This window comes from Aestuariivirga sp. (assembly GCF_037139295.1).
Classification (GTDB): Bacteria; Pseudomonadota; Alphaproteobacteria; order Rhizobiales; family Aestuariivirgaceae; genus Aestuariivirga.
This window is the reverse complement of the sequence record NZ_JBAXGR010000028.1, coordinates 19,852-44,078: the sequence shown is the minus strand read 5'-3', so window position 1 is coordinate 44,078 and position 24,227 is coordinate 19,852. Positions and strand designations below refer to the sequence as shown.

The 24,227-nt window shown below is 64.7% G+C and carries 24 protein-coding genes and 1 pseudogene; 9 read left to right on the top strand and 16 right to left on the bottom strand.

From position 1 onward, the window contains the following. Positions 1-216 precede the first annotated feature (216 nt). Complete coding sequence (rpmE, locus tag WCJ41_RS09705) at positions 217-438, top strand: 50S ribosomal protein L31 (RefSeq protein WP_336905651.1); 222 nt, start codon at positions 217-219, stop codon at positions 436-438. A 130-nt stretch (positions 439-568) separates the two neighbouring features. Here the strand turns inward: rpmE and WCJ41_RS09700 are convergent, their stop codons facing one another. The 5 genes from WCJ41_RS09700 to WCJ41_RS09680 all read right to left on the bottom strand — a co-directional run bounded on the left by WCJ41_RS09700 (position 569) and on the right by WCJ41_RS09680 (position 3,736). Beyond that, complete coding sequence (locus WCJ41_RS09700) at positions 569-937, bottom strand: hypothetical protein (RefSeq protein ID WP_336905650.1); 369 nt, start codon at positions 935-937, stop codon at positions 569-571. A 205-nt stretch (positions 938-1,142) separates the two neighbouring features. Continuing rightward, on the bottom strand, positions 1,143-1,694 hold the full coding sequence (locus WCJ41_RS09695; RefSeq protein WP_336905649.1) for a tetratricopeptide repeat protein: 552 nt from the start codon (positions 1,692-1,694) through the stop codon (positions 1,143-1,145). Between the two features lie 74 nt (positions 1,695-1,768). After that, positions 1,769-2,638, bottom strand: a complete 870-nt coding sequence (locus tag WCJ41_RS09690; RefSeq protein WP_336905648.1) for a lytic transglycosylase domain-containing protein — start codon at positions 2,636-2,638, stop codon at positions 1,769-1,771. Positions 2,639-2,708: 70 nt separating this feature from the next. After that, the gene (locus WCJ41_RS09685) at positions 2,709-3,233 is read right to left on the bottom strand and encodes a DUF1465 family protein (RefSeq protein ID WP_336905647.1); all 525 of its coding nucleotides are present in this window, start codon (positions 3,231-3,233) and stop codon (positions 2,709-2,711) included. 317 nt (positions 3,234-3,550) lie between these two features. Beyond that, positions 3,551-3,736 carry a DUF1192 domain-containing protein gene (locus WCJ41_RS09680; protein WP_336905646.1) on the bottom strand — a complete coding sequence of 62 codons (186 nt, stop codon included), beginning with the start codon at positions 3,734-3,736 and terminating at the stop codon, positions 3,551-3,553. Between the two features lie 107 nt (positions 3,737-3,843). Here WCJ41_RS09680 and WCJ41_RS09675 point away from each other — a divergent pair, with 107 nt between their 5' ends. Both WCJ41_RS09675 and WCJ41_RS09670 read left to right on the top strand, forming a co-directional pair. Beyond that, positions 3,844-4,818 (top strand): NAD(P)H-quinone oxidoreductase, encoded by a 975-nt coding sequence (locus WCJ41_RS09675; protein WP_336905654.1) that lies wholly within the window; start codon positions 3,844-3,846, stop codon positions 4,816-4,818. 97 nt (positions 4,819-4,915) lie between these two features. Beyond that, positions 4,916-5,701 (top strand): class III extradiol ring-cleavage dioxygenase, encoded by a 786-nt coding sequence (locus tag WCJ41_RS09670; RefSeq protein ID WP_336905645.1) that lies wholly within the window; start codon positions 4,916-4,918, stop codon positions 5,699-5,701. A 1-nt stretch (position 5,702) separates the two neighbouring features. On the opposite strand, the gene WCJ41_RS09665 is transcribed toward WCJ41_RS09670, so the two are convergent. Further along, positions 5,703-6,440: a polysaccharide deacetylase family protein gene (locus WCJ41_RS09665; RefSeq protein ID WP_336905644.1), complete on the bottom strand. Its 738-nt coding sequence runs from the start codon at positions 6,438-6,440 to the stop codon at positions 5,703-5,705. A gap of 172 nt (positions 6,441-6,612) precedes the next feature. Here WCJ41_RS09665 and WCJ41_RS09660 point away from each other — a divergent pair, with 172 nt between their 5' ends. From WCJ41_RS09660 to WCJ41_RS09650, 3 genes are read left to right on the top strand one after another with little or no spacing between them, the layout of a single operon-like run. Beyond that, on the top strand, positions 6,613-7,356 hold the full coding sequence (locus tag WCJ41_RS09660; protein WP_336905643.1) for a cell cycle transcriptional regulator TrcR: 744 nt from the start codon (positions 6,613-6,615) through the stop codon (positions 7,354-7,356). A gap of 1 nt (position 7,357) precedes the next feature. After that, positions 7,358-7,957 (top strand): short chain dehydrogenase, encoded by a 600-nt coding sequence (locus tag WCJ41_RS09655; protein ID WP_336905642.1) that lies wholly within the window; start codon positions 7,358-7,360, stop codon positions 7,955-7,957. A 55-nt stretch (positions 7,958-8,012) separates the two neighbouring features. After that, positions 8,013-10,019 carry an FAD-dependent oxidoreductase gene (locus tag WCJ41_RS09650; RefSeq protein WP_336905641.1) on the top strand — a complete coding sequence of 669 codons (2,007 nt, stop codon included), beginning with the start codon at positions 8,013-8,015 and terminating at the stop codon, positions 10,017-10,019. 9 nt (positions 10,020-10,028) lie between these two features. Here WCJ41_RS09650 and WCJ41_RS09645 read toward each other — a convergent pair whose 3' ends face one another. The 5 genes from WCJ41_RS09645 to WCJ41_RS09625 all read right to left on the bottom strand — a co-directional run bounded on the left by WCJ41_RS09645 (position 10,029) and on the right by WCJ41_RS09625 (position 13,574). Next, positions 10,029-10,316, bottom strand: coding sequence for a hypothetical protein (locus tag WCJ41_RS09645; RefSeq protein ID WP_336905640.1), 288 nt, complete (start codon positions 10,314-10,316; stop codon positions 10,029-10,031). A 127-nt stretch (positions 10,317-10,443) separates the two neighbouring features. Beyond that, positions 10,444-10,884, bottom strand: a complete 441-nt coding sequence (locus tag WCJ41_RS09640) for a GNAT family N-acetyltransferase (protein ID WP_336905639.1) — start codon at positions 10,882-10,884, stop codon at positions 10,444-10,446. Continuing rightward, complete coding sequence (locus tag WCJ41_RS09635; protein ID WP_336905638.1) at positions 10,881-11,654, bottom strand: SDR family oxidoreductase; 774 nt, start codon at positions 11,652-11,654, stop codon at positions 10,881-10,883. The genes WCJ41_RS09640 and WCJ41_RS09635 overlap by 4 nt, the downstream gene beginning before the upstream one ends. Before the next feature lie 23 nt (positions 11,655-11,677). Next, positions 11,678-12,415 (bottom strand): SDR family NAD(P)-dependent oxidoreductase, encoded by a 738-nt coding sequence (locus tag WCJ41_RS09630; RefSeq protein WP_336905637.1) that lies wholly within the window; start codon positions 12,413-12,415, stop codon positions 11,678-11,680. Positions 12,416-12,428: 13 nt separating this feature from the next. Continuing rightward, the gene (locus tag WCJ41_RS09625) at positions 12,429-13,574 is read right to left on the bottom strand and encodes an MFS transporter (protein ID WP_336905636.1); all 1,146 of its coding nucleotides are present in this window, start codon (positions 13,572-13,574) and stop codon (positions 12,429-12,431) included. Positions 13,575-13,714: 140 nt separating this feature from the next. Here WCJ41_RS09625 and WCJ41_RS09620 point away from each other — a divergent pair, with 140 nt between their 5' ends. Continuing rightward, the gene (locus WCJ41_RS09620) at positions 13,715-14,515 is read left to right on the top strand and encodes a DUF2189 domain-containing protein (RefSeq protein ID WP_336905635.1); all 801 of its coding nucleotides are present in this window, start codon (positions 13,715-13,717) and stop codon (positions 14,513-14,515) included. Positions 14,516-14,600: 85 nt separating this feature from the next. Here the strand turns inward: WCJ41_RS09620 and WCJ41_RS09615 are convergent, their stop codons facing one another. Further along, positions 14,601-16,502 carry a propionyl-CoA synthetase gene (locus tag WCJ41_RS09615; protein WP_336905634.1) on the bottom strand — a complete coding sequence of 634 codons (1,902 nt, stop codon included), beginning with the start codon at positions 16,500-16,502 and terminating at the stop codon, positions 14,601-14,603. Between the two features lie 170 nt (positions 16,503-16,672). On the opposite strand from WCJ41_RS09615, the gene WCJ41_RS09610 reads away from it, so the two are divergent. Together WCJ41_RS09610 and WCJ41_RS09605 are read left to right on the top strand one after the other, a co-directional pair. Continuing rightward, positions 16,673-17,767: a phosphatase PAP2 family protein gene (locus tag WCJ41_RS09610; RefSeq protein ID WP_336905633.1), complete on the top strand. Its 1,095-nt coding sequence runs from the start codon at positions 16,673-16,675 to the stop codon at positions 17,765-17,767. 52 nt (positions 17,768-17,819) lie between these two features. Then, positions 17,820-19,445: pseudogene (locus WCJ41_RS09605) on the top strand (acyl-CoA synthetase). A gap of 135 nt (positions 19,446-19,580) precedes the next feature. On the opposite strand, the gene WCJ41_RS09600 reads toward WCJ41_RS09605, so the two are convergent. Genes WCJ41_RS09600 through tkt form a run of 4 tightly spaced genes read right to left on the bottom strand, consistent with a single transcriptional unit; the run spans position 19,581 to position 24,222 of the window. After that, positions 19,581-20,477: a tetratricopeptide repeat protein gene (locus WCJ41_RS09600; RefSeq protein ID WP_336905632.1), complete on the bottom strand. Its 897-nt coding sequence runs from the start codon at positions 20,475-20,477 to the stop codon at positions 19,581-19,583. Positions 20,478-20,479: 2 nt separating this feature from the next. Next, positions 20,480-21,049 carry a thiamine phosphate synthase gene (locus tag WCJ41_RS09595; protein WP_336905631.1) on the bottom strand — a complete coding sequence of 190 codons (570 nt, stop codon included), beginning with the start codon at positions 21,047-21,049 and terminating at the stop codon, positions 20,480-20,482. Then, a complete protein-coding gene (locus WCJ41_RS09590) occupies positions 21,049-22,236 on the bottom strand; it encodes a phosphoglycerate kinase (protein ID WP_336905630.1) in 1,188 nt (395 codons plus the stop codon). The genes WCJ41_RS09595 and WCJ41_RS09590 overlap by 1 nt, the downstream gene beginning before the upstream one ends. 12 nt (positions 22,237-22,248) lie before the next feature. Further along, a complete protein-coding gene (gene tkt / locus WCJ41_RS09585; RefSeq protein ID WP_336905629.1) occupies positions 22,249-24,222 on the bottom strand; it encodes a transketolase in 1,974 nt (657 codons plus the stop codon). Positions 24,223-24,227 lie beyond the last annotated feature (5 nt).

Here is a 24,227-nt window from a genome sequence, read left to right as displayed (position 1 = left end):
GGCCTCGTCTTCGTACGGGTTGCTCATGGGGTGAGTTCTAGCCGATGACGAGCAGAATGGAAGCGGCGGAGCGGCGCAGGGGCAGGCCGCCGCAGGCTTTTCCACGCCCGGTCAGCCGGGCTTGCCTCCCCCCGGCATCTCCTGTATAGCCCCGCCGAACCCGGAATTCGGAAGTCCCTGTGCGGGGCGTTTCCCGCCATCGAGAGAGTATTCGCCATGAAGCAAGGCATCCATCCCGACTACCACATGATCAACGTCGTCATGACCGACGGCTCGACCTTCAAGACCCGCACCACCTGGGGCAAGGAAGGCGACACCATGAACCTCGACATCGACCCGAAGTCGCATCCGGCATGGACCGGCGGCCAGCAGACGCTGCTCGACCGCGGCGGTCGCGTGTCCAAGTTCAACCAGAAGTTCTCGTTCCTCAACAAGTAACTTCGGCTTCAGCGGATTTTGGAAGCCCGGCCCCGGTGGCCGGGCTTTTTCGTTTGCCCGGAAGCGCCTGCCACAATGCAAAAGAGCGCCCGTTCGGGGCGCTCTTGGATGTTTGGGCCGTGGCTCAGGCTCAGTTGCTGCTGACCTGGCTGCCGCCTTCATTGCTGGCCATGGTGTTGCCGCCCGTGCTGGGGCCGTCATAGGTCGGCAGCGGCGGATCTTCGATCTTGGGCTCGTTGGACGAAGCGCCCTTCGGTCCGCGCTTGGAGGTGCCAACCGAGACGAAGGCCGACTTCACCGATGTGGTGTTGCCAGCGCGCTTGCCGCTGTCCTTGGAGCTCTCGCTCAGGGGCACGAGGCCATAGACGACGTAGGAGGAGTTGTGCAGGCGCTCTTCAGCGGCCTTTGCAGGGGTCGCACCAGAAATGAGAAGTATCGACACACCGTTGACTGCGCTCAGCAGCGCCGCAACTCGAAATGTCTTCAGTTTCTTTTCCACTTGCCGGCCCCTCACTGCGGTGGGCGTCTGCCCGCCACTAGTAACCTTGATATATGAATTACTAGCTTTCAATGACAGCGATGCACGTAAAATGCAAGAAAAAAGCTTAAACCGGCTTTAAGTATCCTCTCACAGGTGTCGGTAACTCTCGCTGGTTGTAGGTAAAACCACTTATTCACAGATCAAGCGGCAGCCGGGCCCTTTCCTATTGGGCGGTGCCCTGTTCCAGCTTGGTGAGTCTCTGGCGGATCATTTCGGCGCTTGTGGCCGGCGGGTTGCGGTCCAGGGCGGCCTTGAAATCGGCGATTGCCGCCTTGGTGTCCTTCTTCTGGGCCTCGACCATGGCGCGGAGCGAGTAAAGTCCCCAACGTTCCGGCGCAAGCTCGATCGCCATGGTGAGGTCGGCGATGGCCTTGTCATATTGCATGGCGCGGTTGTAGCCGAGGGCCCGGAAGGCATAGGCCTCCATCAGCTTCGGATCGAGTTCGATGGCCTTGGAAACATCCGCCATGACGAGTGCCTGGTCGGCCTTCGGGTTGGCGGAGCCGACCATGGCCCGCTTGTAGTAGGCGTAGGCCGTGTCGGTGGTGCTCGTCTGCTTGCCGTCGATCACGGCGGTGCAGGCCTTGAGGCGGGCCTCGTTGGGGACCTGCTCCTTGCTGCGGCAGTCATCGATGTCGCCGGCATGGGCCAGTGCGGGAATCGCAAACAGGAACAGGGCCGTGGCCATGGTTTTGAAGGTGGTGCTGGTCGTCACGGGCTGCCTCTTCATCAAATCACTGCGGTTGCGCACTAGACCATAGGCGCGGAAGCGACGCAAACCGGCGTGGTTCAGTTCCGCGCCACGAGACAAGTGCCGCCACGCGCCGTGAGATCACGGCAGAGCTTCTGCGCTTCCGCACGGCTGTCACGGCCGATCATCACGCGCACCATCTTGCGGCGACCCATCGAGCGATTGAGTTTCCTCACCACCAGCGGGTCTTCGTCCTTGATGATGTCAAAGCGGTTGCGGATGACGCGAAAGGCCTGCAGCGCGCGGGCCTGTGAAAAGCCTGCCGTCAGCACGACGCCCCATGGCTTCCAGTTCGCCTGCTTCACCTCGACCGCTTGCGGTGAAAGCTCGCGCATCACCAGACTCTTGCACTGGTCGGTGAAGCTTCCGTCCTTGCCCAGCGCCGGGATGTCGAAGCTGGCAGTCTCGACCTTCCAGTCTTCATGGCCGTGGCCGGTGATGGAGTAGACATAGTCCTGCGTTTCGTATGGCAGGCTGCCCTTGCCGGCGAGCCACTTGCGCACGCGGTCCTCGCCCGCATTGTAAGCTGCTGCGGCCAGCCCGAGATTGCCGAAGGTGGTGCGCAGCTCGGCGAGATAGCTGGTGGAGGCGGCGAGCGCCTTCTTCGCATCGAAGGGGTCATCCAGGCCGCGGAGCTTTGCGGTGCCGGGCATGAACTGCGCAATACCCTGCGCCCCCTTGGGGCTGACGGCGCCGGGATCGAACAGGCTCTCCTTCCAGATCAATCGGGCGATGAAGGATTGCGGCAGGCCATGCTCGGTGGCGCGCGTGTCGATCTCGGTACACACGGTCTCGGCGAAGGCCTTGCGGTCATCCTCGCTCTGCGGCAGCGGCGGCGGCGTGTTGGCGCCTGCTGCGAGGGGCAGCAGGAACAACAGGGCGGCAAGAATGGTCAGTCGCTGGCGCAAGGGCATATCCGGGCATTGGGCAGACTGCTTCTGCCGGTTACGCGCGGATGAGGCAACAGCTGGAAAAAATTCAGGAGCGGGCGCCGAATACCGCGTTCAGGCGGTCCATCTGGCTCGACACCGGGCTGGGGGCAGGCGGCGACACCTCGGCCTTGGCCTGCATGTTGAGCATGGCATCGAACTTCAGGACGCGCTGGTGCAGCGAAAGGGAACGCTCGACAATGTCGTTGAGGGCGACGGGAAGCTGCTCGGAACCATTCAGCGGCTTGCCACGACCGATGTCGGCGAGGCTGATGCGATGGCGCTCCTTCCTGACGTCGTCCTGGGTCATCTCTCCCGCACCGATGGCGCGCTGCAGCAGAAGCCACGAGGCCAGCTGCATCAGGCGCGTGGTGAGCCGCATGCTTTCGGTGGCGTAGGCCACGGCACCATGGCGGTCGAGCAGGCGGGCATCCTGGCGGCCGGGACCATCCAGGTAATTGGCGGTTTCCTCGACGAGGCCCATGCCTTCCTTGAACACCTTGTCGAATTGCTCGGACGCCGTGAAGCGTGACATGAAATCGACAGTGACGGGGGAGGCTTTGGCAGGCGGCATTACGGGCATTTCCTCGGGGCTCTCGTTTATCTCGGTACGGAGCTTCGCTGGATCATGAACCGGGTTCCACCCGAGGTCAATGATCGAGCGCCACCCCCGAAATCCCTAAGCAAGAGCGATGCCAGAGCGCGACCCAAAAAAAGCCGCGCAGTAGTCGCGCGGCTTGAAAGTTTCAAACAGGGAGGCGTCAAACAGAGTGGTGGAGTACCACTCGGAGCAATCCGGTCAAGGATTACACTTCCACAAATATCGTTAATTCCTTACTCAATCCTTAACACGCGCAACCGCAGGGCTTGGGTTGTGCCAAATTGAGCGGCCTAACTGCGAAAAAATGCGTCCGCGGCGCTTTTCGATGCCTGCTTGGACTGGATTGCCGCCTTTACCCGCAGGATTTCCGACTCGAGCTGGCTGACCCGGTGTTCCAATTCGGACACCGACAGCAGGTCGAGGTTCTCGCCCAGCGCGACACCGGCTGGCTTCTTCGGCAGGTCTTCGAAACTCATGGCGGTGCTCCTTCACTGACGGTAGCCATTTTGTCATTGCGGGGCCATGGGGTTCAACACAAACTGCAAACTCCCAAAGTGCCTCAGAGGACGTGCCCATGAAGAACATGACCGCCATTGCCATCACCACCCCGGGTGGGCCCGAGGTGCTGAAGCCGGTGACCATCCCCGTGCCGGTGCCGAAGCCGGGGGAAATCCTGGTCAAGGTGAAGGCGGCTGGCGTCAACCGCCCAGATGTGCTGCAGCGCCAGGGGGGCTATCCCCCGCCGCCCGGCGCCCCTGATACGCCCGGCCTCGAGATTGCCGGCGAGGTGGTGGCGCTGGGCGACGGCGTGAAGCGCTATGAGGTGGGTGACCGGGTTTGCGCGCTCGTTCCCGGCGGTGGCTATGCCCAATATGCGGTGGTGCATGAGGATAACGCGCTGCCGGTTCCGCCCGGCCTGTCCTTCACCGAGGCGGCGGCCATCCCCGAGACCTTCTTCACGGTGTGGACGAATGTGTTCGACCGCGGTCGGTTGAAAGAGGGCGAAACGCTGCTGGTGCATGGCGGGTCATCCGGCATCGGCACCACGGCCATCATGCTGGGCAAGGCCTTCGGCGCGATCGTGGTGGTGACGGCGGGCTCCGAGGACAAGTGCCAGGCGTGCCGTGACCTCGGCGCCGACCTTGCCATCAACTACCGCGACCAGGACTTCGTGACGGTGCTGGCCGAGAAGGGCATCAAGCCCGACGTGATCCTCGACATGGTTGGCGGCGACTATGTTGCGAAAAACCTGAAGGCGGTGGCGATGCATGGCCGCATCGTGATGATCGCCTTCCAGAAGGGCTCGCGTGTCGACGTGGACTGGATGCCGATCATGATGAAGCGGCTGACCTTCACCGGCTCCACCCTGCGCGCCCGCAGCGTTGCCGAGAAGGCGGAGATCGCCCGCGCGCTCGAACGCAACGTCTGGCCGCTGTTCGGGGCGGAGACGCTGAAGCCCATCATCTTCCGCACCTTCCGGCTGAAGGAGGCCGCGGCGGCGCATGCGCTGATGGAGTCGAGCGAGCACATCGGCAAGATCGTGCTGGTGAATGATTAGGGGATTGCTCCCACCACGGAAGGAGTGTGCTTCCCGGCCGGCCGATGATTTCTTGCGCGGCGTTGCCTAGATAGATGTGATCACAAGGAACACGCTCATGACGCTGCCCGTCCTGTTCATCGCCCATGGGGCACCCGACCTGCCGCTGTCGCGCACGCCGGCCCGCGCCTTCACCGAGGGCCTCGGTCAGCGCCTTCCGGGCGTGAAGGCGATCCTCGTCATTTCCGCCCATTGGGAGGCGCGTGTGCCCACCATTGGCACCGCTCCCGCGCCCGAGACAATCCATGACTTCGGCGGCTTCGACGACCGGCTTTATTCCATGCGCTATCCGGCGCGGACGTCTGCCGACGTCGTTTCGGAGGTTGCCGCCGCGCTGAAGGCCGCCGGCATCGCCTATGCCGAGGATGCGCAGCGTGGCTATGACCATGGGGTGTGGATCCCGCTGATGCTGGCCTTTCCCAAGGCGGATGTGCCGGTCGTTCAGCTGTCGCTGCGCCATGGCGCGTCGGCGGCGGAGAATGTGGCACTCGGCAAGGCGCTGGCGCCGCTGCGTGACAAGGGCGTGCTGATCGTCGGCTCCGGGGCCATCGTCCACAACCTGCGCGCCATCGCCCGCGAGGGGACGCCTGCACCCGACTGGGCCAAGGCCCTCGACGATGCGATCGTCACCGCCGTCGAGACGGGCGACGAGGCCTCGCTGCTCAAGGTGCCGGAGACACAGGCCGGGCGCATCGCCCATCCGACGCCGGAGCATCTGATGCCGCTTTATGTGGCGCTGGGTGCGGGCGGCGGCACGGGCCATGCCATCCACCGCAGCTTCTCCTGGGGCTCGATCAGCATGACGAGCTTCGCCTTCGGCGAAGCGCAGAAGGAGGCCGCGTGACTTAGCTGGCGTGCGGGGCTGCCTGCTTTGGCGGCGCGCCCAGCTTCACGAAGAGATAGCCCTTGGCCTGGAGCGCCACGATGCCCTGCACCACGCCTGCACCCGATGTGCGGTCCGGCTTGTTCACATGGGCGATGATCACGTCGCCGTCTTTCGCGGCAGCGATGCGCCGGGCTACGGCGGCAGCAGGCAGCGTGGCGCCGTCATCGGCGCGGATCGAGTAGCCGGCGATGGCCTCGCCCGAGCCCCGGATCTGCGCCATGGCGGTCGTGTCATAGCGGCCCGTTGCGCCGCGAAACCACAAGGGCGCGCGACCGGTGGCGGCGATGATCGCAGTCTTGCCGCCCTCGACCTCGGCCTTGACCGCATCCGGCGAGCCAGCCGTGGCGATGCCATAGACCTTCATCGGCACATCCACCGCCGGCACGTGCTTCGCGCCGTGGTTCTCGATCTGGAAGAGGTCGGGGTGGGCGAGCATCAGCTTTACCGTGTCGCCATTGCGCCGCAGCCAGCGGGCGGTGACGAAGACCGTGGCAGGAATCTTGCTGGCGACGAGCGCCTGGAAGATGCGCTGATCGGCCTTGCCGCTGCAGGCATCGAGCGTGAGCGCCACATGCGGCTGCTGGTGTGCCACCGCATGGGGTAGCGTCAGCCGGGGTTCGCTCAACGGCGTTCCTGCCGCCACGGGCAAGGCGGAGGACAGGAGAATCAATCCGGCAGCGAAAGCAGTTCGGGTCATGGGCCCATTTGCACCTGCCGCGTGCCCCAGGCAAGCGCCCGGAACGGCTCCCGCAGGTGCTGAAATTCGGGGATTGCACCGGGCGGCGGCCCCCTCTATATCAGGGATATCCCAAACAAGCTGTCGTAAAGACAGGGAACCTGAAACACCGGTTCTCAAGGAGTTGAAAGCCATGTCCCGCATACCGCTGATGCCCAAGGCCACCGCCGTCTGGCTCGTCGAGAACACCGGGCTGACCTTCCGCCAGATCGCCGAATTCTGTCACCTCCATGAGCTTGAGGTGAAGGGCATCGCCGATGGCGACGTGGCGGCCGGCATCAAGGGCATGGACCCGATCACCGGCGGCCAGCTGACCCGCGAGGAAATCGAGAAGGCGGAAAAGGATTCCGACTATCGCCTCAAGATCCTCGAATCCAAGGTCAACATCCAGGTGCAGAAGTCGACCGCCGGCCCGCGCTACACGCCGGTGTCGCGCCGTGGCGACCGCCCGGACGCCATCGCCTGGCTGCTGCGCTATCACCCGGAACTGTCGGACTCGGCCGTCATGAAGCTCGTCGGCACGACCAAGTCGACGATCGCCTCGGTGCGCGACCGCAGCCACTGGAACGCTGGCAACATCAAGCCGGTGGACCCGGTGTCGCTCGGCATCTGCTCGCAGCTCGACCTTGACTTCGCGGTGCAGAAGGCCGCCCGCAAGGCTGGCAAGCCTGCCAATGAAGCCGTGCCCGTGCGAACGCTGATCCCGGCGTCGGAAGTCGAGGGCACGGCGGCTCACGCCGCCTCGCAGGTTGACGAGACGCAGCCGACCTTCGCGCCCTCCGAGCCCAAGGCCCGTGAGGCAGAGCCCCGCTATGACGCCGACTCGGTGTTCGCCAAGCTGAAGCCGCTCCGCCGCGGCCAGGAAGACGAGGAATAAGATGCGCATTCTCATCGTTGGTGGATCGGGAACGGTCGGCAAGGCCGCGGCAGCGGAACTGGGCCGCCGCCACGAGATCATCCGCGCGGGCCGCACCTCGGGTGACCTCACGGTCGACGTGATGAGCGAGGACTCGGTGAAGGCCATGTATGCCAAGCTCGGCAAGGTGGACGCCGTCGTCACCTGCGTGGGCCACGTGCATTTCGGCCCCGTCGCCAGCATGACGCCGGAGCAGTTCCGGAAAGGTCTCAACGACAAGCTGATGGGCCAGGTGAACCTGGTGCTTCTCGGCATGGACAATGTGAACGACAATGGTTCCTTCACGCTGACCAGCGGCGTCCTTGACCGTGACCCGGTGCGGGCCGGCGCCAATGCCGCTGCCGTCAACGGCGCCATCGGCGCTTTCGTGAAGGGTGCGGCGATCGAGATGCCGCGTGGCATCCGCATCAATGCGGTGAGCCCTGGCCTGCTCGAGGATTCCGTCGCGAAATATGACGGCTTCTTCCCCGGCCACGAACCCGTTTCGGCGGCGCGCGTCGGCCTCGCCTATGCCAAGAGTGTGGATGGTGCGCTCACCGGCCAGGTGATCTGCGCCGGCTGATTGCCTGAACGCTGCGAAGACTGTTAGCCTCTCCCCAAAAGGGAGAGGCTTTTTCATGCCCCGTGACAGCCGTTTCGACATTCTCTTCGAGCCCGTGAAGATCGGGCCCGTGACTGCGCCCAACCGCTTCTATCAGGTGCCGCATTGCACCGGCATGGGATACCAGCTGCCTGACACGCTGGCCATCATGCGCGGCGTGAAGGCAGAGGGTGGCTGGGGCGTGGTCAATACCGAGTATTGCTCCATTCATCCGTCATCTGACGATATTCCCCATCCCTTTGCCAGCCTGTGGGACGAGGGCGACGTGCGCAACATGGCGGCGATGGCGGATGCGGTGCATGCGCACGGCAGCCTGGCTGGCACCGAGCTGTGGTATGGAGGCGTCCGCTCCTCCAACCATCTCTCGCGCGAGGTGGCGCTGGCACCGTCGAGCTATCCCGCCGCCGAGTCGCCTTGGCAATGTGCGAAGATGGATCTGGATGACATCCGGACCTTCCGCGGCTGGCACCGCGCGGCGGCGCTGAGGGCGAGGCAGGCGGGCCTCGACATCGTCTATGTCTATGCCGCGCACACCTATCTCCTGGCGCAATTTCTCGACGCCGACATGAACACGCGCACGGATGAATATGGCGGCACGCTCCAGCAGCGTGCAACGCTATTGCGCGAGGTTCTGTCCGAGACGCGCGATGCCATCGGCGACAAGTGCGCCGTTGCCCTCAGGATCGAGGTGGACAACGAGGATGGCGGCGGCTTCGAGGAACGTTCCGAACTGCTCGCCTCGCTGGCGCCGATGGTCGATCTCTTCGACGTCACCATCGCGGACTATTCGCAGGAGATGGGCGGCTCGCGTTTCGTGAAGGAAGCCTCGCTGGAGCCGTCCATCGCACATGTTCGGAAAATCACCGGCAAACCCGTGGTGAGTGTGGGCCGCTTCACGTCACCCGAGACCATGCTGTCGCAGGTCAAGCGTGGCGTGGTTGACTTCATTGGCGCGGCACGGCCGTCGATTGCCGATCCCTTCCTGCCTGCCAAGATCAGGGATGGCCACGAGGACGACATCCGCGAGTGCATCGGCTGCAACATCTGCTATGCGCACAACAGCCGGGCGGCCGCCATCCGCTGCACCCAGAACCCGACAATGGGCGAGGAATGGCGGCGCGGCTGGCACCCGGAGAGGATCGCGCTGGCAAGGCAGCGCGAGCAGGTGCTGGTGGTGGGGGCGGGGCCAGCAGGTCTCGAGGCTGGCCTGATGCTGGCGAAGCGCGGGCATGAGGTGAAGATCGCCGATGCCGGCAAATCCCCCGGCGGGCGCCTGCAGTGGGAGACGACGCTTCCCGGCCTTGCCGAGTGGGCGCGCGTGCGCGACTGGCGCCTGCACCAGATTTCCAAGCTCTCCAACGTCGAGATCTTTCGCGACAGCCGCATGAAGGCGGATGACGTGATGGAGCTCGGCATCGCCAATGTCGTGTTGGCAACGGGTAGCCACTGGCGGACCGACGGGCGTGGGCGCAGCATCCGAGCGCCGATTGAATCCTTCGCCGACCCGCGCACGCTGGCGCCGGAGTCGGTGCTGACGGCCGAGGTGAAGGGGCCTGCCGTCATCTTCGACGATGATCACTATTACCTCGGCGCCGCCATCGCGGAACAGCTGGTGCAACGCGGCGTGCCCGTCACCTATGTGACAAGTGGCGGCAAGGTGGCCGAGTGGTCGGACCTTACCGCCGAGCAACCGCGCACCCATGCCCGCCTGCTGGAGCTTGGCGTGACGGTGATCGTCAATTCGCTGGTTTCGAACCTCAGGCCCGGCGGTGTCGTATTGCGCTGCGTCTACTCAGGTGCGGAGCGGGAGATCGCGGCGGGCTGCTTCGTGCCCATCACATCGCGCGATGGCGATGATGCGCTGTATCATGCGCTGAAGGGCAGGGGACTGGCCACGCTGTCACTGATCGGCGATGCGCGCGCGCCGGGCCTGATCGTGCATGCCGTCTATGCCGGTCACAAGCTGGCGCGCGAGTTCGGCGAGGATGAGGTGATGGTCAGGCGCGAACGTCCCCTCGCCTGACACACGCTATCAATTGAGGTTCGCGCTTCCCGACTGGACGGACGTGGCGAAAGCAACCACCGCGCCGGTCGCGGCGGCGATACGCGCAGGTGGCATGGCATGAGCGGCTGTGTAGCGAACCCGGCTGACGTTGGTGTGACGGGTCGTTGTGCTGCTCGTGAACAGCAGCAGGTTCGCGGGCTGAGCCTGTGTGGAAGGGCATTTGCCGCTGGCCGTGCCATCATCGCTCAATGCCGCGCCAGCCGACAGAATCAGAGCCGAGGCACCCAATGCAATGCGGATCACTGTCACGTTCATGACCGGGTTCTCCAAGGGTGAGAGGTACGGGCGGCAGGGGAACCTAAGGCGAAGGATGCCCGGGCGTCTGTGAGATTCGCCACACAGGCCGGGCTGAATCTCACAGCGCATGGTGGTGCGTCAGGCGTTAGAGCCCCTTCCTGAGCACGGCGTCCTCAGCGAAATGCCCGGCCGTCTCGTCCGTCTCCTGCCAGCCCCGGCGGCGGTAGAAGGCGAAGGCCTTGGTGTCACGCCCTGTGGTGAGGCGTGCCTTGGCGTGGCCCTGCTCCCTGAACCACGTCTCGCAAGCGGCCAGTAGCGCGCTGCCATGGCCCTTGCCCTCGTGGGCGGCATCCATGAACAGCGCGAAGATGCTGCCGTCGCGCCGGTCGGCCATGGAGAAGCCGGTGACCTCGCCGCCATCTATGGCAACCCAGCAGCCAAGGTCGCCTTCGGTCATCTCGGTGGCAATCGAGTTCTCGGTGATGCCGATCTCCGCCATCTGCTCAACCGACAGATGGTTCTCGGTCACCGCCGTGCGGATGCGCATGATGGCGGGAAGATCGGCGACCTGTCCGGGCCGGATCATCCCTTGACGGGCACGGTATAGTTCAGCGGCATGCGACCACCATCGACATAGATCGTCTCGCCCGTCACATAGCTTGCGTCGTCGGACACCAGGAAGGCGGCGATGGCGGCGACTTCCGATGGCAGTCCCGCGCGGCCAAGGGGCGTGCGCGACATGGCACGGTCCATCGCCGCCTTGTCCGCGAGCACGCCACGCGCCATGTCGGTGTCGATGGTGCCGGGGCCGATGGCATTGACGCGGATGCCATGAGGCGCGAGTGCGATGGAGGTGGCGGCCGTCAGCTGCGAGACGCCGCCCTTCGACATGCAGTAGGTGACGATGCCGGGAATGGCGAGCTTATCATTGACCGACGACATGTTGACGATGGCACCGGGCTTCCGGCCTGCCTGCGCCTGCTTTACCATGTGGCGCGCGCAGGCCTGCAGCATGAGGAAGGAACCTTTGAGGTTGATGTCAATGACGCGGTCGAACTCGGCTTCCGTGACATCGAGGAAGTCGTTGTTGGCGGAAACGGCGGCGTTGTTGACGAGGATGTCGATGGCACCAAATTTCCGGACCGTGAAGGCGACGAGCGCCTTGACGTCGGCAGTCTTCGAGACGTCACAGTGCTTGAAGGCGCCGCCAAGCCTCTTCGCCGAGGCCTTGCCGTCCTTGTCGAGCACGTCGGCGAGCACCACCGTGGCACCATCCTTCGTCAGCCTTTCGGCGATGGCAAGCCCGATGCCGCGGGCCGCTCCGGTGACGATGGCGATGCGCTTCTTCAGTTTCAATGTGTCAGCTCCTACTGGCGGGCTCAGGTGAGGCCGCCGTTATCGGGGTCGATAATGATCGAGGCAAGCGTCACGTGGCGCGGGCGCTCGAGGGCGAAGAGGATGGTGTCGACGATGTCGCGGTTGGTGACCGCCGAATTGGCATCGCGGGCTGTGTTCCATGCAGGGTCCAGCGGCGACAGGTCTTCGATGTAGGGCGGGAAGACGGCCTGCACGCGGACCGGGCGGCCCTTCAGTTCCTGCCGCAGCCCATCGCTGATCGCGGCCTGCGCATGCTTGCTGGCGGCATAGGCCACCGAGGCCGTCTGCAGCCTGGCATTGGGCAGGCCGGAGATCGAGACGACCGTCATGATGTCGCCCGCGCCCGAGGCTTCGAGCAGCGGCACGAGGCCGCGCGTCAGCAGCATGGTGCCGGTGACGTTGGCGGCGATGGTCTGGCTGATCGAAAGTGCGTCATGCTCAGTCATGAGGCCCGGCAGCCATTGCGCGGCATTGTTGATGAGGATGTCAACAGGCTTTCCCAGGTCGCGCAGCGCCTTGGCGAAGAGTGTCACCTCGGAGGCATCGGCCATGTCGAGGAGCTGCATGTCCGGTTTGCGGCCGGTGCGCTGCTTGATTGCTTCAGCAATGGCGGTGAGGTTCTCGCGGCTGCGGCCGGTGAGCAGCAGGTTCGCTCCCTTGTCCGCCAGCACGATCGCCAGTGCCGCGCCGAGGCCCCGGCCGGCTCCCGTGATAATGATCCGCTTGCCGTCGAATGTCATGGCCGTCTCTCCCTCAATAGGTGTCAGCTGCCTTCACTGCGCGTGCAAACACGGCGATGATAAGCGCTGCGACGACGGTGAGGAAGAGGGCTGTGTTGAGGTTCGTTACCTGGGCTGCAAGGCCGATCAGGGGCGGGCCGGAGAGGAAGCCTGTATAGCCGAGCGTCGTCACCGCGGCGATGCCGCGGCCAGGTGCCGTGGGCTCCAGCCTGCCACCGCCGGCAAACATGACGGGCGCGATATTGCCGATGCCGATGCCGGCGAAGGTGAAGGCGACGATGGCGAGGGTGGGCGAGGGGGCGACAAGGCCGAGCGTCGTGCCCAGTGCCGTCAACAGCGCGCTGACGAACACCATGGGGACTGCACCCACCTTCAATCGGATCCAGTCGCCGGTGAAGCGTGACAGCGCCATGCCGCCCTGGTAGGTGGCGAAGCACATGGCGGCGACGCCGGCCTCGACCAGGAATTTCTCGCGCATCAGGATCGCCGCCCAGTCGATGACCGAGCCCTCGATCATCAGGGCGAGGTAGCAGAGCAGGCCCAGCCCGATGGTGGCGCGGGTTGGCCACGCGAAGTGCGAGCCTGAGAGCCCCTTGTCGACGCTGCCCGGCAGGAAGAACCGCGCGGCGGCAAGGTGCAGTACCAGGCAGAGTGCCGCCATGATGAAGGCCTGGTTGCGCCCGCCAAGCGCCTCGATCAGGTATCCGCCAAGGAAGGCGCCGAACACGCAGCCAAGGCTGTAGACGCCGTGCAGCATGGAGAGCACCGGGCGGCGCAGCGCCTTTTCGATGGCGATGGCATGGGCGTTCATCGACACGTCCATGCTGCCAATGCACATGCCCATGAGCGCGCCACCGATGACGAAGGCGACAAGGTTGGGCGCCAGCACCGGACCGAGGAAGGCCGCGCAGAACAGGACGCCGGTGATCCGTGTCATCACCGCACTTCCGAGGCGGTTGATCAGCACTCCGGCAATGGGCATGGCCACCACGGCGCCACCCGCAATCGACAGCAGTGCCAGGCCGAAGATTCCGGGCCCCACGGCGAGCCGCTCCTTGATGAGGGGCACATGCGGAACCCAGGCGCCAATCACCAGGCCCATGACCAGAAAGGGAGCAATAATGGCCCAACGGGCGCGGACCAGGGAGGCGGGAGACATCGATTCAGCATCTTATGTTGCGCTGCATCCCTAGCGGATTGCGGCGTGGGCCGCCATACGGCATTCTCCTGCCATCGCGCGTCGAGGTTGGGGAACGGCGGCGTGCGGATGGGGCGAGGCGGCCGCCCATGGGAGAAGGCATGAACAGCGTCACCGAAGACACCACTGTGTCCCCGCGGCCTCCGGCCGTGAAGATCAACACCATCGGTTTCGCGGATGTGCGGGCGGCACTTGCCGCAGGCTGGCGGGACTTCCTCAAGGCGCCGCTGATCGGGCTGTTCTTCGGCGGCATCTATGCCGCCGGCGGCATCGCCATCTTCCTGCTGCTGAAGGTCTATCACGAGCCGTGGTGGATCATTCCCATTGCCGTGGGTTTTCCGCTTATCGGCCCCTTCGTGGCGGTTGGTCTTTATGAGACGAGCCGCCGCATCGCGGCGGGACAACCCCTGAAGCTCAGTGAAATCCTCCTGGTGATTTTCGCGCAACGCAAGCGGCAGGTGGCATGGATGGCCTTCGCCGTGCTGTTCATCTTCTGGATGTGGCTCTACGAGGTGCGGATGCTGCTGGCTGTCTTCCTTGGCTTCAAGTCGTTCTCGTCGGTGGAGGCCTTCATCAACGTCATCACGACGACACCGGAGGGAATTGGCTTCCTTTGCGTGGGCACTGCGGTGGGTGCCGGCATTTCTTTCGTGCTGTTCTGCACCACGGTTGTCGGCATCCCATTGTTGCTGGACCGCGAGATCGACCTCATCACGGCTTCCATCTACAGCTTCAAGGCGGTGTTCCAGAACCCCGTGCCGATGATCGGCTTCGGCATCATTGTTGTGGTGCTTACCTTCCTGGCTTTCTTGCCGATGTTCTTGGGCTTGCTGGTGGTGCTTCCGGTGCTTGGTCACGCAACGTGGCACCTCTACAAGGCGGTGGTGGCGCCGGAGAGGTGAGGTGGCCGTCCGATCACTACCCTCCATTCATCATCGCCGGGTCAAGCCCGGCGATGATGAATGAGGGAGTTGCGGGAACGCGTCCCTAGACCCCGATTCCCTTCGCTCCCAGCGCGGCGCGGATCTCATCCAGAATGACCGGATCATCGATCGTCGCCGGCGTCTTGAACTCTTCCTTGTCGGCGATCTTGCGCATGGTGGCGCGCAAGATCTTGCCCGACCGCGTCTTGGGCAGGCGCGGCACGACGACGACGGTCTTGAGGGCTGCCACGGCGCCGATCTTCTCGCGGATGCGCTTCACGCATTCGGCCTCGATGTCGGCGGCGGGACGGTCGACGCCGGACTTCAGAACGACGAAGCCGACCGGCACCTGGCCCTTGAGCTGATCGGCAATGCCGATCACGGCCGTCTCGGCGACGTTCGGATGGCCGGCGAGCACTTCCTCCATGCCGCCCGTGGAGAGGCGGTGGCCGGCGACGTTGATGATGTCGTCGGTGCGGGCCATGATGTAGAGGTAGCCATCCTCGTCCATGTAGCCCGCGTCCGCCGTCTCGTAATAACCGGGGAAGTGCGAGAGGTAGCTCTTGCGGAAGCGCTCGTCGTTGTTCCACAGCGTGGGCAGGCATGAAGGCGGCAGCGGCAGCTTCACGCAGATGGCGCCCAGCGTGCCGCGCGGCACTTCGTGGCCGCCTTCGTCCAGCACCTGAACGTCGTAGCCCGGCATCGCCACGGTGGGCGAGCCGTGCTTCACCGGCAGCATGCCGAGACCCAGCGGATTGCCTGCGATCGTCCAGCCGGTTTCGGTCTGCCACCAATGGTCGATGACAGGAACCTTCAGCATCTCCTCGGCCCACTTCACCGTGTCCGGGTCGGCGCGCTCGCCGGCGAGGAACAGGGTGCGCAAGGCGGTGAGATCATATTTGCGGATGAAGTTTCCTTCCGGGTCTTCCTTGCGGATGGCGCGGAAGGCGGTGGGGGCGGTGAACAGTGCGGAGACGCCGTATTCCGAGATGATGCGCCAGAAGGTTCCCGGATCGGGCGTGCCGACGGGCTTTCCTTCGAACACAATGGTGGTGGCCCCGTGCAGCAGCGGCGCATAGACGATGTAGGAGTGTCCCACCACCCAGCCCACGTCGGACGCCGCCCAGAATACTTCGCCCGGCTTGATGTCGTAGATGTTGTCCATCGACCACTTCATCGCAACCATGTGGCCGCCGTTGTCACGCACCACGCCCTTGGGCTGGCCTGTCGTGCCCGACGTGTAGAGGATGTAGAGCGGGTCGGTGGCCTTGACGCTCACGCAGTCCGCCTTGCGCCCGAAGCCCCTGGCGACATGGCAGATGCCCTCCCAGTCATGGTCGCGACCGGTCTTCAGTTCGGCTGCCACCTGTTCGCGCTGGAAGATGACGCAGGCCTCAACCTTGTGCGCGGCGATGTCGAGTGCCTGGTCGAGCAGCGGCTTGTAGGGGATGACGCGGTTGGGCTCGATGCCGCAGGAGGCGGTCATGATGACCTTGGGCTTGGCATCGTTGATGCGGGTGGCGAGTTCCGGCGGCGCGAAGCCGCCGAAGACGACGGAATGAATGGCGCCGAGGCGGGCGCAGGCCAGCATGGCGAACAGCGCCTGCGGGATCATCGCCATGTAGAGGATGACGCGGTCGCCCTTGCGGACCCCTAAGTCCTCCAGCGCCGCGGCAAGCGTCGCCACCTCGTCGAGGAGCTGGTTGTAGGTATAGCTGGCCTTGGCGCCGGTGATCGGGCTGTCATAGATGACGGCGAGGCGCTCGCCGTGGCCGGCCTTCACGTGGCGGTCCACCGCGTTCCAGCAGGTGTTGCATTCGGCATTGACGAACCAGCGGTCGAGCCCGTCGACCCGGGCATAGACGTCGCTCCATGGCTTGATCCAGTCGACGCCCCTTGCGGCCTCGGCCCAGAAGCGGTCGGGGTCCTGTTTCCAGGCGGCATAGGTCTGGTGATAGCGGCTCATGGCGGCGGCCTTTCGCAACAATTGTGAGGGGGTTATCTCCATCCTGCCCCGCTTCTGGCAAGGGGCGCCGCCTCGTCTTTTGGTATGGGTCGGCGTAATCCATTTCCACGTTCCGGCGGCAAGCTCCGCTAAAACTCTGGGTCGTATCATGGCTCCGCTTTGGAGGGGGTATGGGCGCGGGCTTGTGGATTCTGCTGTGGCTGAGCACGCGGGCGCAGGCCCCGCTTCTGGGGCTCGCCCTGCTGTTCGCCGCAGCACAGCTGTTGCTGGGCAGCTACTATCCGGACATGGACATGCCGGCGGAAAGCGCAGTGCTGCTGGTACTGATCTCGACGCTGCTGACAGTGGCCATCGTGCTTGTCGCCACGCTCTTCGTGCAGATGGCGATGACGGAACGGCCAAAGCACCCGACATTGCATCTCCTCGGCATGATCTGGCGCTTCCTGCGCGACGCGCGAACGACGGCACTGGGGCTGCCGGTGTTCGCGAGCCTTGTGGTGTTCATCTATGCCTTCTCGAATGTGAAGGGCAACATTCCGGTGCTCCAGCCCTTTGCCTGGGACTCCACGCTCGACCACCTGGACATGGTGCTGCATTTCGGGCGGCGGCCATGGGAGTGGCTGCAGCCGCTGCTCGGCCACTGGCCCATCACCTTCGTCCTAAACGTGCTCTATAACCTGTGGTTCGTCGTGATGTTCAGCGTATGGCTGCACTACGCCTTCAGGACCGCGCCCGGCGCTCCACGCACCCGGTTCTTCTTCGCCTTCATGCTGCTGTGGATGGTGGGTGGCGGACTGTGCGCGGTGCTCTTCTCCTCCGCCGGCCCCTGCTTCTACGGGCCTGGCTATCTCGGCCTCACGCCCGACCCCTACGCGGCGCTCATGACCTATCTGCACCGCGCCAATGATATCGTGCCGATCTGGGCAGTGAGCACCCAGGAAGAGCTGTGGCGACTCCATGCCGAGGGCTCGGCGGAAGCGAGCGTCTCTGCCATGCCCAGCATGCACAATGGCACGACGCTGCTGTTTGCGCTGGCGAGTGCCGGATGGCCCGCCTGGATCAGGCGCGTGCTGTGGGCCTATGTGGGGGTGATCTTCGTCGGCTCCGTGCATCTTGCCTATCATTATGCGGTGGATGCTTATGCAGGCTGGGCGCTGGCGCTTGCCATGTGGTGGGCCGCGGGCCGGCTCGCCCGGCGCTGGGAGACGACAGCTGCCGCCACGCGCTTCCGCAACGCCTTCGCCCAAAGTTCGGCTTCGCTTTGACGGCGGAATGGTGTGGGCTAGAACAACCGCACAAGAACCAAAGGGTGCCCGGATGTCCGTCTACGAGACCGATCTCGACAAGAATGCCGCCAATTATCAGCCGTTGACGCCGCTCACCTTTCTGGCGCGCTCCGCCGCCGTCTATCCGGACCAGGCGGCGATCATCCATGGCAAACAGCGCACCACCTATGCGCAATTCTATGCGCGCTGCCGGCAACTGGCCTCGTCGCTCGCCAAGGCGGGGATCCGGAAGGGCGAGACGGTGTCGGTGCTGCTCGCCAACACGCCTGCCATGCTGGAGTGCCACTACGGCGTGCCGATGACGGGGGCCGTGCTCAACACGCTCAATACGCGCCTCGATGCCGCGACCATCGCCTTCTCGCTCGCCCATGCGGAAACCAGGATCCTGATCGTCGACAAGGAATTCTCGAAGCTCGCCAAGGATGCATTGGCGCTGATGCAGGGGCACCACCCCATCGTCATCGACTATGTCGACCCGGAGTTCGCGGTTGAAGGCGAGCGCGTTGGCTCCATCGACTATGAGACGTTCGTGGCGAGCGGTGATGCGGCGTTCGAATGGTTGTGGCCAGTGGATGAGTGGGAGGCGATCTCGCTCAACTATACCTCCGGCACCACGGGAAACCCGAAGGGCGTCGTCTATCATCATCGCGGCGCCTAACTGCTGGCCCAGGGCAATGTGCTGACAGCTTCGATGCCGAAGCATCCGGTCTATCTCTGGACGTTGCCGATGTTCCATTGCAATGGCTGGTGCTTCCCATGGTCGATGTCGGTGGTGGGCGGCACGCATGTGACGCTGCGCTGGGTGCGCCCCAAGCTGATCTGGGAAGCGCTCTCTGAGCACAAGGTCACGCATCTCTGCGGTGCACCCATCGTCATATCGACCATCCTCAACGCACTGGCGGAAGACAAGAAACAGCTGACGCAGAAGGTGGACTTCTTCACCGCCGCGGCACCCCCGCCGGAACCGGTGCTGGCAGCCATGTCGGAGGCGGGTTTCAACGTCACCCATCTCTATGGCCTCACCGAAACCTATGGCCCCGCGGTGGTGAATGACTGGAAGCAGGACTGGGACCTGCTCGATGGCCCGCAGCGCGCGCAGAAGAAGGCGCGGCAGGGCGTGCGCTACCACGCGCTGGAAGACCTGACCGTGATGGACCCTGACACCATGCAGCGCGTGCCAGCCGATGGCGAGACGATGGGCGAGGTCATGTTCCGCGGAACCATCGTGATGAAGGGCTATCTCAAGAACCCCAAGGCCAGTGGAGAAGCTTTCCGCGGCGGCTGGTTCCACTCAGGCGATCTGGGCGTGCTGCACCCGGATGGCTACATCCAGCTCAAGGACCGATCCAAGGACATCATCATCTCGGGCGGCGAGAACATCTCCTCGATCGAGGTCGAGGACATTCTCTACTAGCACCCGGCGATCCAGGCGGCCGCCGTGGTGGCGCGGCCTGACGAGAAGTGGGGCGAGACGCCCTGCGCCTTCGTCGAGTTGCGGCCCGGCAAGAGCGCGACGTCGGAAGACATCTTCACGTGGTGCCGCGAGGGTCTGGCGCATTTCAAGGCGCCGAAGCACGTGGTGTTCACCGAGCTTCCGAAGACGAGCACCGGCAAGATCCAGAAGTTCAAGCTGAGGGACTTTCCAAAGGAGGTTTGAGGGGCGCTGGACCACCGCGCCACTTCTTGAACACTCATCATGCGCGAGCTTGACCCGCGCATCTTCTTTTGTGGCGACGACAAAGGATGGCCGGGTCTCGCCCGGCCATGATGATGAATTGGGTCTTCCGCTGACCTACTTCACCGCCACCGGCTTGAAGGCGTCAGCCCTGGCCTGGGCCTCCTGCTTCTGGGCATCGGTGAGCTTCGCCAGCATCGAGTCGAGTTCCGCATCGGCGCGGCCTGCCTTGCCGGCAAGGATGTTCCACTTCATGGCTTCAACCGGGTCCTGCTCCACGCCCTTGCCGAAGACATAGAGCCGCGCGACGCGGTTCTGGGCAATGGGGTTGCCGCGCTTCGCTGCGAGGATCAGCCATTGCGCGCCGATCTTCTCGTTCTGCTGCACGCCTTCGCCGCGGAAGACCAGCACGCCATAGTCCAGCATGGCATCCGGGTTGCCTTTGTCGGCGGCTACCCCAATGAGCTCTGCCGCCTTCACCGGATCCTTGGGAACGCCCTGGCCCTCGAGATAGAGCACGCCGAGGTTATATTGCGCGGCAACCTGGCCCTGGGCCGCCGCCTTCTGCAGCCAGTCGGCGGCATTCACGTAGTCGGGCGCGTCACCGAAGGCGCCGGAGGCGAGCAGGCCCATGTTGTATTGCGCATCCGCAAGGCCCGCTTCGGCAGCCTGGCGCATCAGCCCCAGTCCCTTGGCATAATCGTAGCGCGCGTCCTTCTGGTTCAGCCAGATGAGGCCAAGGGCATATTGCGCCTCGGCATCGCCCTTGTCGGCGGCGGGTTTCAGCCAGGTGATGGCCGTGTCGGTGTCAGCTGCCACGCCCTGGCCCTGACGGTACATGAGGCCGAGCAATCGCATGGCGGTGACGTCGCCTGCTTCGGCAAGAGGCTTCACCTCTGTCAGGGCCGTGGCAAAGTCACCCGCGTCATAGGCCTTCTGGACATCGGCGATGGTGGCCGCTCCGGCCGGCGTGGCGAGGAGCAGAAGGGCGAGGGCGGCGGCCGTGCGTTTCATGTTTATCCGAGACGTTGCGACAGCGCCGAGACGATGCGGCGGGCATCATCCGCCCCTTGCCACATCGCGTCGGACGGACGGATGAAGTCCGGCTTCTGCGGCAGCAATATGTCGAGGTCTTCAGGCTCCACCGGCGTGAAGGCGACGCAGGGGATTTCCATCATGTCGGACCACCAGCGGATGATCGGCTCGCCGCCGATCGAGGCGGCCTTCTGGTCGAAGGCGACGTAGTCGGCCCCGGCCTCGGCGGCCTCCATGGCGAAATGGCGTGAGCCACCGGCATGGGCGCCGACGAAACGGTCCTTGCCCACCTGCTCGCGCGCGGCGGCCACGGCCTCGGTGTCGGCTTCGACCTGGATGCCATCGGCTCCGGCACGTGCTGCATCGCGGGCCTCGCCCGAGACCAGCACGGCAACGCCGAGTTCCTGCGCCACGGCTGTCACATCCTTGGCGACGGATGCCGGCACCAGCAGGCTCGCCACGTCGCCCGCTTCGCAGGCGGCCTTGAGACAGGCGAGAAGTGCGGGCGCCGTGATGCCCTCCGGTGCGGCGAGGAAGAAGCGGGGTGCCATCACTTACTCTCCAGCGCCTTGACGCCCGGCAGCGGCTTTCCTTCAAGCCATTCGAGGAAGGCGCCACCAGCGGTGGAGATGTAGGTGAAGTCCTGCGCGACGCCAGCGTGGTTCAGTGCCGCCACCGTGTCGCCGCCACCTGCCACCGAAACGAGCTTGCCCGCCTTGGTGCGCTTGGCGGCATGTTTCGCGGCCGCAACCGTCGCCTGGTCGAATGGGTCGATCTCGAAGGCGCCGAGCGGGCCGTTCCAGACCAGCGTATGGGCGTCGTCGATCGCCGAATTGATGCGGTCGACCGACATCGGGCCGACATCGAGGATCATGCCGTCGGCGGGAATGGCGTCGACGCCATAATCATGCGAGGCGGCACCTGCCTTGAACTCCTTCGCCACGATGCCGTCGACGGGCAGGATGATGGCGCACTTGGCATTTTCGGCAGCCTGCAGGATGTGGCGCGCGGTATCGACGAGGTCACGCTCCGCGAGCGACCTGCCCACGCCGTGGCCATAGGCCAGCAGGAAGGTGTTGGCCATGGCGCCGCCGATCACCAGCGCATCGACCTTCTTCACCAGGTTGCCGAGCAGGTCGAGCTTGGTCGACACCTTGGCACCGCCGACGATGGCGATCACCGGGCGCTTCGGTGTTTCGAGCGCCAGCTGCAGCGCCTTGAGCTCTGCTTCCATCGCACGGCCCGCGTAGGCGGGAATGAAGTGGGCGATGCCCTCGGTCGAGGAGTGCGCACGGTGTGCGGCCGAGAAGGCGTCGTTCACGTAGATGTCGCCGAGCGAGGCGAGCATCTTGGAGAAGCCCTCGTCGTTCTTCTCTTCGCCCGCATGGTAGCGGGTGTTTTCCATCAGCACGCATTCGCCGGGCTTCACGTCAAGCTTCGGTGCCGTCTGCCAGTCGGTGAACACGAACTTCACCGGCACGCCGAGGTGCTTCTCCAGTTCCGCCGCGACGGGCTTGAGCGACATCTCGGGCACCACCTTGCCCTTGGGCCGGTCGAAGTGGGCGAGCACGATGAGGGCACCGCCCTTGTTCATGATCTCGCGCAGGGTGGGCACCACACGCTCGATGCGCGTGGCGTCCGTCACCTTGCCGTCGGCAATGGGAACGTTGAGATCGACCCGGCAGAGCACGCGCTTGCCGGAAACATTAACGTCGTCGAGCGTGCGGAAACCGGGCATGTGATCCCTCCCTTAGCTTGCTGCCTTCACCGCCGCGTCGGCGGTGATGCCGAAATGCTCGTAAAGCTGCTCGGCGGGTGCGGAGGCACCGAAGCCGGTCATGCCGATGAAGGTGCCATCGACGCCGATGAAGCGGTCCCAGCCGGTGCGCACGCCCGCCTCGATGGCGATGCGGTGCTTCTCGGTGCCCAGCACCTTCGCCTGGTAGGCCCTGTCCTGTGCAGCGAAGTTTTCCATCGACGGCACGGAGACGACGCGGGTGGGCTTGCCCGCCGCATCGAGCTTTGCCTTGGCGGCGATGGCGATCTCGACCTCGGAACCCGAGGCGAAGATCACGACGTCCGTCTTCCTGTCCGACGAAGCGATCTCATAGGCGCCCTTGGCGCAGAGGTTCTCTGCCGTGTAGGCGATGCGTGCGGGCTTCAGCTTCTGGCGGGTCAGCGCCAGCACCGAGGGGCGGGTCTCGTCCTTCAGGGCCAGCTGCCAGCACTCGGCAGTCTCCACCGCGTCGCAGGGGCGATAGACGGCGAGGTTGGGGATGACGCGAAGTGCGGCCACATGCTCCACCGGCTGGTGGGTCGGGCCGTCCTCGCCGAGGCCGATCGAGTCATGCGTCATCACGTAGATGACGCGCGTGCCCATCAGGGCCGAGAGGCGGATCGAGGGGCGGCAATAGTCGGTGAAGACGAGGAAGGTGCCGCCATAGGGGATGACGCCGCCATGCAGCGCCAAGCCGTTCATCGCCGCGGCCATGCCATGCTCGCGGATGCCGTAGTAGATGTAGCGGCCGCCATAATTGTGGGCGTCCAGCGGCTTCATCTCCTTCGACTTGGTGTTGTTGGAGCCGGTGAGGTCGGCCGAGCCGCCAACCGTCTCCGGCACGGCGGCGTTGATCACGTCGAGGGCGTTCTGCGATGAATTGCGGGTGGCAAGCGCTGGTGGGTTCTTGGCCAGCTCCTGCTTGTAGCCGGCGATCACCGCGTCGAAATCGGCGGGCAGCTTGCCAGACATGCGGCGGGTGAACTCTTGCTTCTTCGGGCTGGCGGCAAGGCGTGCGGCCCAGGCGGCGCGCTCGGTAGCACCGCGCGAACCGGCCTTGCGCCAGGCGTCCATCAGGTCATTCGGAATCACGAAGGGCTCGTAGTTCCAGCCCAGCGCCTTGCGGGCGCCGGCGATCTCGTCGGGCCCCAGCGGCGAGCCGTGGCTTCCGGACGTGCCCGCCTTGGTCGGCGCGCCATATCCGATGGTGGTCTTGCAGGCGATGAGCACCGGGCGGTCGGCGTGCTGTGCTGCCGACAGGCAGGCGGAGATTTCACCCGCGTTGTGGCCGTCGCAGGCCGAAACCGTCCAGCCGGATGCCGCGAAGCGGGCAAGCTGGTTGGTCGAATCCGACATCGACACCTTGCCGTCGATGGTGATGCCGTTGTCGTCCCACAGCACGATGAGGTTCTTGAGATTCAGGTGGCCAGCGAGCGCAATCGCCTCCTGGCTGATGCCCTCCATCAGGCAGCCGTCACCGGCCAGCACATAGGTCTTGTGGTTGACGACGTCGTCACCGAACTCGGCATTGAGGTGGCGTTCGGCGATGGCGAAGCCAACCGCGTTGGCAATGCCCTGGCCGAGCGGGCCGGTCGTCGTCTCGATGCCGGTGGCGTGGCCGAACTCTGGGTGGCCCGCAGTCTTGGCGCCCATCTGGCGGAAGTTCTTCACCTCATCCAGCGTCATGTCGGCGTAGCCGGTGAGGTGGAGCAGCGAATAGAGCAGCATGGAGCCGTGGCCGGCGGAGAGGATGAAGCGGTCACGGTCCGCCCAGTGCGGGTCAGACGCGTCAAACTTCAGGAACTGCGTGAACAGAACGGTCGCAACATCTGCCGCACCCATCGGCAGGCCAGGGTGGCCGGAGTTGGCCTTCTGCACGGCGTCCATGGACAGGGCGCGGATGGCGTTGGCCATGTGGCGGGTCTGTTCGGCGGTGTAATGGGTCATGGCCT